This is a genomic window from Jiangella rhizosphaerae (genome assembly GCF_003579925.1).
GTDB lineage: Bacteria > Actinomycetota > Actinomycetes > Jiangellales > Jiangellaceae > Jiangella > Jiangella rhizosphaerae.
Genome location: NZ_QUAL01000384.1, coordinates 1 through 9,687 on the forward strand (window position 1 = coordinate 1; position 9,687 = coordinate 9,687).

7 protein-coding genes are annotated in these 9,687 nt (G+C 73.4%); 5 read left to right on the plus strand and 2 right to left on the minus strand.

The annotated features are described in order from the left end of the window. The 4 genes from DY240_RS26130 to DY240_RS26145 form a co-directional block, all read left to right on the plus strand. A partial coding sequence (locus tag DY240_RS26130) for a PhoX family protein (RefSeq protein WP_147375533.1) occupies positions 1 to 1,915 on the plus strand: 1,915 nt, incomplete at its 5' end. Positions 1,916 to 2,167: 252 nt separating this feature from the next. Next, positions 2,168 to 4,297 (plus strand): PhoX family protein, encoded by a 2,130-nt coding sequence (locus tag DY240_RS26135; RefSeq protein ID WP_119662609.1) that lies wholly within the window; start codon positions 2,168 to 2,170, stop codon positions 4,295 to 4,297. Between the two features lie 140 nt (positions 4,298 to 4,437). Then, positions 4,438 to 5,361: a DUF6807 domain-containing protein gene (locus DY240_RS26140; RefSeq protein WP_119662610.1), complete on the plus strand. Its 924-nt coding sequence runs from the start codon at positions 4,438 to 4,440 to the stop codon at positions 5,359 to 5,361. Then, positions 5,358 to 6,110 carry a cupin domain-containing protein gene (locus DY240_RS26145; protein ID WP_119662611.1) on the plus strand — a complete coding sequence of 251 codons (753 nt, stop codon included), beginning with the start codon at positions 5,358 to 5,360 and terminating at the stop codon, positions 6,108 to 6,110. Before DY240_RS26140 ends, DY240_RS26145 begins: the two co-directional genes overlap by 4 nt. Here the strand turns inward: DY240_RS26145 and DY240_RS26150 are convergent. Together DY240_RS26150 and DY240_RS26155 are read right to left on the minus strand one after the other, a co-directional pair. Then, positions 6,099 to 6,983: an NAD-dependent epimerase/dehydratase family protein gene (locus DY240_RS26150; RefSeq protein ID WP_119662612.1), complete on the minus strand. Its 885-nt coding sequence runs from the start codon at positions 6,981 to 6,983 to the stop codon at positions 6,099 to 6,101. The genes DY240_RS26145 and DY240_RS26150 overlap by 12 nt on opposite strands. 84 nt (positions 6,984 to 7,067) lie before the next feature. Next, positions 7,068 to 7,274, minus strand: coding sequence for a hypothetical protein (locus DY240_RS26155; RefSeq protein ID WP_119662613.1), 207 nt, complete (start codon positions 7,272 to 7,274; stop codon positions 7,068 to 7,070). Positions 7,275 to 7,403: 129 nt separating this feature from the next. Here DY240_RS26155 and DY240_RS26160 point away from each other — a divergent pair, with 129 nt between their 5' ends. Continuing rightward, positions 7,404 to 9,275 (plus strand): glycerophosphodiester phosphodiesterase, encoded by a 1,872-nt coding sequence (locus DY240_RS26160; protein WP_119662614.1) that lies wholly within the window; start codon positions 7,404 to 7,406, stop codon positions 9,273 to 9,275. Positions 9,276 to 9,687: the final 412 nt, after the last annotated feature.

A 9,687-nucleotide genomic window follows, 5' to 3' on the forward strand; every position in this document is an offset into this window, starting at 1 on the left:
GGCCGCCGTCGTCGTCGGCGCCGGCGCGCCCGGCACGCTGAGCGCGGTCGCCTCCGGCGACACCGCGAGCGTCGCCGGCCCGCCCAGGCCGGACCACCCGGACGGCCCGGAGTACGGCCGCCCGGTCGGCTTCCGGCCGGTCGGCGACAACACTCTCGACGCCGTCGTCGTCCCGAACGGCTACGACTGGTCGGTCACCATCGCGTGGGGCGAGCCGGTGCTGCGCGGCGCGCCGGAGTTCGACTTCGACCACCAGAGCGCCGCCGCCCAGCGCGCGCAGTTCGGCTACAACTGCGACTTCGTCGCCGTGTTGCCGCTGGACCGGCGCTTCGACCGCGCGCTGCTCTGGGTGAACCACGAGTACACCAACGAGGAGCTGATGTTCCGCGGCTGGACGGGCGCGGCCGGCGCCACGCCTGAGCAGCTGCGCATCGCGATGGCCGCGCACGGCGGGTCGATCGTCGAGATCGAGCGGGTCGGCGACACCGGCGAGTGGCGCCCGGCCGGCGGCGGGCGCCGTCACAACCGGCGCATCCACGCCGGCACCCGATTCCGGGTCACCGGGCCGGCCGCGGGCAGCGCGCTGCTGCGCACCGGCGCCGACCCGTCCGGCACCGAGGTGCTGGGCATGCTCAACAACTGCGCCGGCGGCACCACGCCGTGGGGCACCGTCCTGACCGGCGAAGAGAACGTCAACCAGTACTTCGGCGCCTCCGCCGACGTCACCGACCCGACGACGGCGGCGCGCTACACCCGCTACGGCATCCGCACGACGGCGGGCACGACCAAGGCCTGGGAGCGGGTCGAGCCCCGCTTCGACGTGGCCACCGAGCCGAACGAGCCCAACCGGTTCGGCTGGGTCTGCCAGATCGACCCCTACGACCCGCGCTCGACGCCGCAGAAGCTGACCGCTCTGGGCCGGTTCAAGCACGAGGGCGCCACGACGGCGCTGACGGCCGACGGCCGGGTCGCGGTCTACATGGGCGACGACGAGCGGTTCGAGTACGTGTACAAGTTCGTCTCGTCCGGCCGGTTCCGCGCCGGCGGCTCGGCCCGCGACCGCCGGCACAACCTCCGGCTACTCGAGGACGGCGACCTCTACGTCGCCCGGTTCACCGGCGACAGCCCGGCCGCGGAGATCGACGGCTCCGGCCGGCTGCCCTCGGACGGGCTGTTCGACGGCGCCGGCGAGTGGCTGCCGCTCGTCGTCGGCGGCGAGAGCCGGGTCGACGGCATGAGCGTCGAGGAGGTCCTGGTGTTCACCCGGCTGGCCGCCGACGCCGCCGGCGCCACCAAGATGGACCGCCCCGAGGACGTCGAGCCGCACCCCGTCACCGGCACCGTCTTCATGGCGCTGACGAACAACGACCGCCGCATGCCCGCCCAGGCCGACGAGGCCAACCCGCGCGCCACCAACCGCTGGGGCCACGTCATCGCGCTGGACGAGGACGGCGGCGACGCGGCCGCGACGACGTTCAGGTGGTCGATCGTGCTGGTCGCCGGCGACCCCGACGACCCGTCGACCTACTACGCGGGCTTCGACAAGTCCCAGGTCAGCATGATCAGCTGCCCCGACAACGTCGCGTTCGACCCGTCCGGGCGGCTGTGGCTGGCCACCGACGGCATGCCCGGCTCCGTCGGCGTCAACGACGGCATGTTCGTGCTGCCGCTCGACGGCGACGACGCCGGCCACCTGCGCCGCTTCGCCTCCGTTCCGGTGGGCGCCGAGTGCTGCGGTCCGTGCATCACCCCCGACGGTCGCACCGCCCTGATCGCCGTCCAGCACCCCGGCGAGGAGGACGGCGCCTCGCCCGAGGCGCCCGCCTCGACGTTCCCCTACGGCGACCAGCCGCGGCCGTCGGTCGTCACCGTCTGGCGCACCAGCCCGACCGGCGGCCCCTACATCGGCGACTGACGGTCGCCCCGCGGCCCCGGGGTGGGAGGGGGCGCGGGCCGGCGTCCCTCGTCCGCGGCGCCGGCCCCGTCCCGGCCACCACGCCGGTCAGGCGCGATCACTCGCGGCAAACCCGCTGGTCAGAGCCTTAGCGAAGGCTTGCCTAACTCATGCGCCCTTTACCTTCTGTTCGTCCCGATGTGGTGGCTCTCGCGTCACACCTGTTCCTAGGTTCTGGTGAGAACGTGCCGGAGAAGTGACGAAGGGACTCCCATGCCCGAACCCGAAGGCGCCCCGCGCCGCCGCATGCTGCCCGTCCTGGGCGGTGTCCACGGCGGCCGCAGCGCCATGACGTGCAAGTATCGCTGCGCTGACGCCTGCTTCCACCCGGTCCCGAACGAGAGCGACAACGAGTACTTCGGCGACATGGTGAACAAGGCGATGTCGCGGCGTGGCCTGCTGCGCAGCGGCGCCGTCGCCGCGCTGGTCGTCGGGTCGGGCGTCGGGAGCGGCGCGCTGGCGGCCGCCGCCGCCCCGGCGAGCACGACGTCGTCGGGCCCCAAGCCGCCGGCGCCGGACTTCCCGGACGTGCCCGAGCGCGGCCGGCCGGTCGGCTTCCGCTCCGTCGGCGACAACACCCTCGACACCATCGTGGTGCCCAACGGCTACGACTGGTCGGTGACGGTGGCCTGGGGCGACCCGATCCTGCCGGGCGCACCGGAGTTCGACTTCGACCGCCAGACCGAGGCGGCGCAGCTGAAGCAGTTCGGCTACAACTGCGACTTCGTGGCGATCCTGCCGCTGGACCGGAACTTCACCAAGGGCCTGCTCTGGGTGAACCACGAGTACACCAACGAGGAGCTCATGTTCCGCGGCTGGACCGGCGCCGCCGCGGCCACCGTCGAGCAGCTGAAGATCTCGCAGGCCGCGCACGGCGGCTCCGTCGTCGAGATCGAGCGGGTCGGCGACACCGGCGAGTGGCGCCCGGTCGGCGGCCGCCGCCGCTACAACCGGCGCATCCACACCAACACCCAGTTCGCGGTGACCGGCCCGGTGGCCGGCAGCGACCTGCTGAAGACCAGCGCCGACCGCACCGGTACGAAGATCCTCGGCATGCTGAACAACTGCGCGGGCGGCACCACGCCGTGGGGCACCGTCCTCACCGCCGAGGAGAACTTCAACCAGTACTTCGGCGCGTCGGCGGCCATCACCGACCCCACCGTCGCGGCGCGGTACGCCCGCTACGGCATCCGCACCGCCGCGGGCACCGAGCGCGCCTGGGAGAAGACGAACAAGCGCTTCGACCTCGCCCAGGAGCCGAACGAGCCGAACCGGTTCGGCTGGATCGTCGAGATCGACCCGTACGACCCGGACTCGACGCCGCGCAAGCACACCTCGCTCGGCCGGTTCAAGCACGAGGGCGCCACCATCTCCATCGCCGAGGATGGCCGCGCCGTCGCGTACATGGGCGACGACGAGCGTTTCGACTACGTGTACAAGTTCGTCTCCAAGAACACGTACCGCCCCGGCACCAGCAAGCGCGACCGCGATTGGAACCTGCGGCTGCTGGAGGAGGGCGACCTCTACGTCGCCAAGTTCACCGGCGACAGCCCGGCGGGTGAGATCGACGGCACCGGCACGCTCCCGTCCGACGGCCAGTTCGACGGCACCGGCCAGTGGCTGCCGCTCGTGGTCGGCGGCAAGAGCAAGGTCGACGGCATGAGCGTCGAGGAGGTGCTGACGTTCACCCGGCTCGCCGGCGACAAGGTCGGCGCCACCAAGATGGACCGCCCCGAGGACGTCGAGCGCAACCCCGTCACCGGCACCGTCGTCATCGCCCTGACGAACAACACCTCGCGCAACGCGAGCACCGGCGTCGAGGAGCCGAACCCGCGCTTCAGCAACAAGTGGGGCCACGTCATCGGCATCGACGAGGCGGGCAACGACGCCGCGGCGCTCACCTTCACCTGGCGCATCCTGGTGCTGGCGGGCAACCCGTCCGACCCGTCGACCTACTACGACGGCTACGACAAGTCGCAGGTCAGTCACATGTCCTGCCCCGACAACGTGGCCTTCGACCCGGCCGGCCGGCTGTGGATCTCCACCGACGGCATGCCCGGCGCCAGCAGCATCGCCGACGGCCTGTTCGTCATGCCGGTCGAGGGCCCGGACAAGGGCCACGTCCGCCGGTTCGCCTCGGTCCCGAAGGGCGCGGAGTGCTGCGGCCCGTTCATCACGCCGGACGGCCGCACCGCCACCATCGCGGTGCAGCACCCGGGTGAGGGCAACGGCGCCTCGCCGGACACCCCGATCTCGACGTTCCCGTACGGCGACCAGCCGCGGCCGTCCGTCGTCACCGTCTGGCGCAAGAGCCCCGGCAACGGGCCGTTCATCGGCGACTGACGCACGCGAAATCCGCAGAACCATCCGCAGGCCGAGGGGTCCCGGCGCTATCCAGGCGCCGGGGCCCTTTCGCGTCCGCGGCTCGGCCGACTAGGCTGGGAGAGCGCTTTCCGCCATCCGGACGATCTGAAGGGGCGTGGATGAACCTCGGCTGCCTGCACGATGTCGGGAGGTCGGTGACCGTCACCCACGACGGGGCCGAGCTGGTGCGCTACGTCTACGCGCCGGACGACCCGCAGCGAGAGGCGCCGCGGCCGTACTTCCACCCGCTGCGCACGCTCGCCGGCGAGCTGGTCACCGTCAACCGCCCGCACGACCACGTGTGGCACAAGGGGCTGGCGTGGTCGCTGCCGCATGTGGGCGGCGACAACTTCTGGGGCGGCCGCACGTACTCGCGCGACGAGCAGCGCTACGTGCAGTACCCGAACAACGGGGCCATGCGGCACCAGCGGTTCACCGCGCTCGACGCCGAGCCCGGCGGCGTGACGTGGCGACACGACCTCGCCTGGATCACCGAGGCCGGCCGGCACATCGTCGACGAGGACCGCGCGGTCGCCGTCGCCGCCCGGCCCGGCCACGACGCCTGGACGCTGCGGTTCGACACCGCCATGACCAACCGCACCGACGCCACGATCATGCTGGGCAGCCCCACGACCGCCGGGCGCGACAACGCCGGCTACGGCGGGCTGTTCTGGCGCGGCCCGCGCGCGTTCACCGGCGGGACGGTGCTGGCGCCCGGCGTCGCCGGCGGCGACGACCTGCGCGGACAGCGGGCGGCGTGGATGGGGTTCACCGGACGGCACGACGAGACCGGCGGCGCGTCGACGGTCGTCATCGTCGACCACGCGGACAACCCGGCGCATCCGCCGCAGTGGTTCGTGCGCACCGAGGCGTTCGCGGCGGTCTGCCCGGCGCCGTTCTTCAGCGAGGAGCTGCCGTTCGAGCCCGGCGCCACGCTGCGGTTCTCCTACACCGTGGTGGTCGCCGACGGCGCGAGCGATCCGGACCGCGCGGCGGCGCTGGCCGCCCTGGCCGGCCGGCGGCTCCAGGAGGCCGCGCGATGAGGGCGCCGCGGCCGGGCTTCCCCGGCGGGACGGCGGTCAGCCACCTCACCGTCTACGACTGGCCGACGGCGGACGGGCTGGCCGGCGGGTCGCCGCACCTGCACACGGCGTCCGGCGAGGGCTACGTCGTCGTCGGCGGCTGCGGGCGGCTGCAGACGCTGAGCCGCGACGGTGCCGGTGAGCACCCGCTGGCGGAGGGCACCGTGCTGTGGTTCACGCCGGGGACGGTGCACCGGCTGGTCAACGACGGCGGGCTGCAGATCGTGGTCGTCATGCAGAACGCCGGGCTGCCCGAGGCCGGCGACGCCGTCTTCACCTTTCCCGACGACGTGCTGGCCGACCCCGGCCGCTACGCCGCGGCCGCCGCGCTGCCGGGCGGCGACGCCGACGAGGACGCCGACGAGGACGCCGTCGCGACCGCCGCCCGGCGCCGCCGCGACCTCGCACTGGAGGGATTCGCCCAGCTCCGTGACCGCGTCGCGGCCGAGGGGCCGGCCGCGCTGGACCGGCTGTACGAGCGGGCCGGCGCGCTGGTCGCCGCGAAGGTGCCGGACTGGCGCGGCACCTGGGAACGGACCGTCCGGGCCGGCGTCGACGACACCGGTCGGGTCCTCACGAGCCTGGCCGACGGCGACGCCGGCCACCTGCGCGCGGCGTCGGTGCACGTCGGCGAGCGACGGGAGCGGACGTACCGCTACGGCATGTGCGGCCGCCTGCGCACCTGGGACGTCGCCGCCTCACCCGGGTAGCGGGCGCTCCGGCAGGCCGGCCAGGCGGGTCGCCGTGAACCCGATGAGCTCGCGGGCGGCGGCCAGGTCGACCGGCGCCTCCCGCCCGGCGAAGGCGCGCCGCCGCGGCACGTCCGGGTGGAACGCGGCCAGCAGCTGTTCGGTCGGGTAGGGCGTGGAGTTCTCCGGCGCCGCGACGAAGACGGTGTGCGCGCCCGGCCGGGACGGCCGCAGCGCCAGCTCCGCCGCCCGTGCGGCGTCGCGGGTCTCCAGGTAGAGCCACAGGTCGGGGGCGGCGTGACCGGGGTCGGCGGCGATCTTGTCCAGGTAGCCAAGCAGCCGGTCGTCGGCGACCGCGTCGTCGCCGAGCCCGCCCACCATCGGGAACCGCAGCGCGACGACATCCATGCCGTGGCGGCGGTGCATGGCCTGCGCGGTCAGCTCGTCGACGAGCTTCGACAGCGAGTACGGGTCGGCGGCCACGCTGGGCAGCCGCTCGTCCAGCGGCACGTACTCAGGGTGCGCGGGCTGCCGCGGCCCGTACCGGTAGCCGAGCGCGTTGATGCTGCTGGCGATGACGGCGTTGCGCACGCCCCGCTCCCCCGCGGCGTCGAGGACGGCGAACGTGGCGGCGGTGTTGCCGGCGAAGACCGCGTCGGGAGAGCCGAGCTCCGGCGCCGGGATCGCCGCCAGGTGCACCACCGCGTCGGCTCCGTCCAGCGCGGCCGCCACGGTGTCGCGGTCGGCGGCGTCGCCCACGACGACGCGGTCGGCGGACAGCCCGCCGGGGTCGTCGAGCACCAGCGCCGTGACCGCATAGCCCGCTTCGGCGAAGTGCCGGCAGGCGGTCCGGCCGATCAGTCCCGCGGCGCCGGTGATGAGGACACGCGTCACGAGCGCTCATCCTGTCAGGGACCGCGGGCATCCCGACACCGGGCGGCCGGCGGCGCCCGCCCCGTCGTCACGCCGTGCAGCGCCTCAGCCGGGCGTCGTCGTCCTGGCCCCGTCGGCCGTCGCGGCCACGAGGACCTCATGCAGCCGGCGCAGCACGTCGCGCTCGGACCGGAGGATGCGACGGTACGCGGGGTTGTCGACGTGCGAGATCTCCATGGACAGGTCGCCCAGCCGGCGGCCCAGATAGTCGCACAGCACCTCGGCCTCGTCGTCGGACAGGTTCAGCTGCATGACCGCCTCCTCTTCTGCCCCTGAGACCAGGATGCACCCAGGTCGGTAGATCTTCACCCGGAGGACCGCCGCCATTCAGCCGCATTCCCTACCATTCGGGGCACCCCCGACAGCCCGCTGGAGGATACCGTGCGCCTGCCCAGACCGTCCCTGCTCCTGGCCGCCGCGCTGCCGGTCGTCGCGCTGAGCGCGGCCCCGACCGCGGCGCCGGCCGCCGCCGAACCCGAGCCCGAGGAACCCGCCGTCGTCCTGACCGAGGACTTCTCCGGCGGCGCGATCCCGGCCGGCTGGACCGCCGTCGACGGCCAGTGGTCGGTGTCCGACGGCCGGCTGGTCGGCGTGAGCACGTCGTCCAACCAGCAGTCGCGCATCACGTTCGGGCCGCACCTGCGCAACTACCGCGTCGAGGTGACCGCGCGGTTCGAGCAGGTGATCAACGCCGCCCGGTGGACCGCTGTCGGCCTGGACATCGCGCCCGACGGGTCCACGCCGTGGTGGATCGCCACCATGCGCAGCGGCACGACGGCCGCCAACGGCCTGGAGTTCGCCCAGCGCACGACGTCGGACGGCTGGAACGTCACCAACACCGCCGCAGCGCCGCACGCCGCCGGCACCGGCCGCGACGTGCGCGTCGCCGTCGAGGTGCGGGGCAGCCGGGCCACCTGGATCTTCGACGGCCACGAGGTCATGAGCACCAGCGCGCTGCAGCGCTCCGAGGCCGGCGTGCTGGGGCTGATCGTGAACGGCGGCACCGTATCCTTCGACGACGTCGTCGTCACGGAGCTGGAGGAGGAGCCGGTGATCCGACCGGTCGGCCCGGCGTCGACGCCGGCCGTCGTCGCGCACCGCGGCTACTCGTCGGTCGCGCCCGAGAACACTCTCGCCGCGGTCGAGTCCGCGCTGCGCAGCGGCGCCGACTACGTCGAGGTCGACGTCGCCAGCAGCGCCGACGGCGTGCCGATCATCCTGCACGACAACACACTGGACCGGACGACCGACGGCACCGGCGCGCTGCCCACCGTCACCTCGGACTACATCGAGGGGCTGGACGCGGGCTCGTGGTTCTCCGGCGCGTTCCTCGGCCAGCCGGTGCCGACCCTGCTCGACGTCCTGGAGCTGGTGAAGGGCCGCGCGCCGGTCCTGCTGCTGGAAGTGAAGGGCCCGGAGACGTACGCCGAGCTGGAGGTCATCGTCGGCCAGCTGCGCGACGAAGGGCTGATCGAGCAGACCATCCTGCAGAGCTTCGACGTGCAGGTGCTGCGCGACGTGCGGGCGATCGAGCCGGAGCTGCGGCTGGCCCTGCTGCGCTCCAGCCTCGACGCCGACCCGGTCGCCGTGGCGCGCGAGCTCGGCGTCGTCGCCTACAACCCGTCGTGGACGGCGCTGCAGACGCGCACCGACGTCGTCGACGACCTGCACGCCGCCGAGATCGCCGTCATGCCGTACACCGTCGACGACCCCGCGCAGTGGGCGATCCTGCGCGACCTCGGTGTCGACGGCGTCATCACGAACCGGCCGGGCGCGCTCGTCGGGTGGAACGCGCGGCACGTGCAGACGGTGCCCGACGAGCCCACGGTGGAGTTCGCGGCGCCGGCCGACGGCGCGACGCTGACCCGCGGCGACGTGCTGGTTCCGGCGGTGACGTCGGAGCGCGCGGGGTCGGTCGTCATCACGCTGGACGGCGAGGAGGTCGCCGAGGGCGCCGCCGTCGCCGTCGACACCCTGGCCGCCGGCGAGCACACGCTCGAGGTGACGGCCACGGGCGTCAGCGGAACGGCTACCGCCACCACGACGGTGACGGTGCAGCCGTCGGCGGCCGGGCTGGTGCGGCTGGCCACCGGCCCGGACGTGACCCGGACGCTGCGCGACCAGCTGCTGCGCGCGATCGACCGGTCCGACTGGGTGCGGGTCGCGTCGATCGCCGAGGACGGCGTCGGCGGGAACCAGCTGCCGGCCGAGCTGGCCGAGCTGATCGCCGCCGACGCTCGCGCGCTCCTCTGACGGCGCTCGGCGCGCTGGACCGCCGTCGTCGCGTCGCGTGGACCGGTGACGGCGGTTCACCAAAGGACGTTGGGCGGCTCCCCGTCCCCCTGCTGCCCCATTCTCTTGCCGCGAACGAGCGCGTCAAGCGGACCTATTGGCGCTTCGCGCGACGATGACCGCTTGACTCACCCGTCCGCAGCCAAGAACGGGCAGCTATCAGGGGGACGGGGAGAATGTGGGCACGCCTCACGCTTGTCGCGCCCGCTTCGCCCGTTTTGTCGGGCTGTGGACAGCCATGATCATCGGCGATCGCCTACATCACGAGGATTCCGTGAGCATCACCATGGCTGTAGGCGTGTTGACGCTGAGGTAATCCTCGTGATGCCCCCCGAACCACGGGGAAATCTCACCAGGCGGACGCCGAACGACA

Coding starts and splice junctions, on each gene's coding strand:
- DY240_RS26135 (WP_119662609.1), top strand. CDS start 2,168: ATGCCCGAACCCGAAGGCGCCCCGCGCCGCCGCATGCTGCCCGTCCTG.
- DY240_RS26140 (WP_119662610.1), top strand. CDS start 4,438: ATGAACCTCGGCTGCCTGCACGATGTCGGGAGGTCGGTGACCGTCACC.
- DY240_RS26145 (WP_119662611.1), top strand. CDS start 5,358: ATGAGGGCGCCGCGGCCGGGCTTCCCCGGCGGGACGGCGGTCAGCCAC.
- DY240_RS26155 (WP_119662613.1), bottom strand. CDS start 7,274: ATGCAGCTGAACCTGTCCGACGACGAGGCCGAGGTGCTGTGCGACTAT.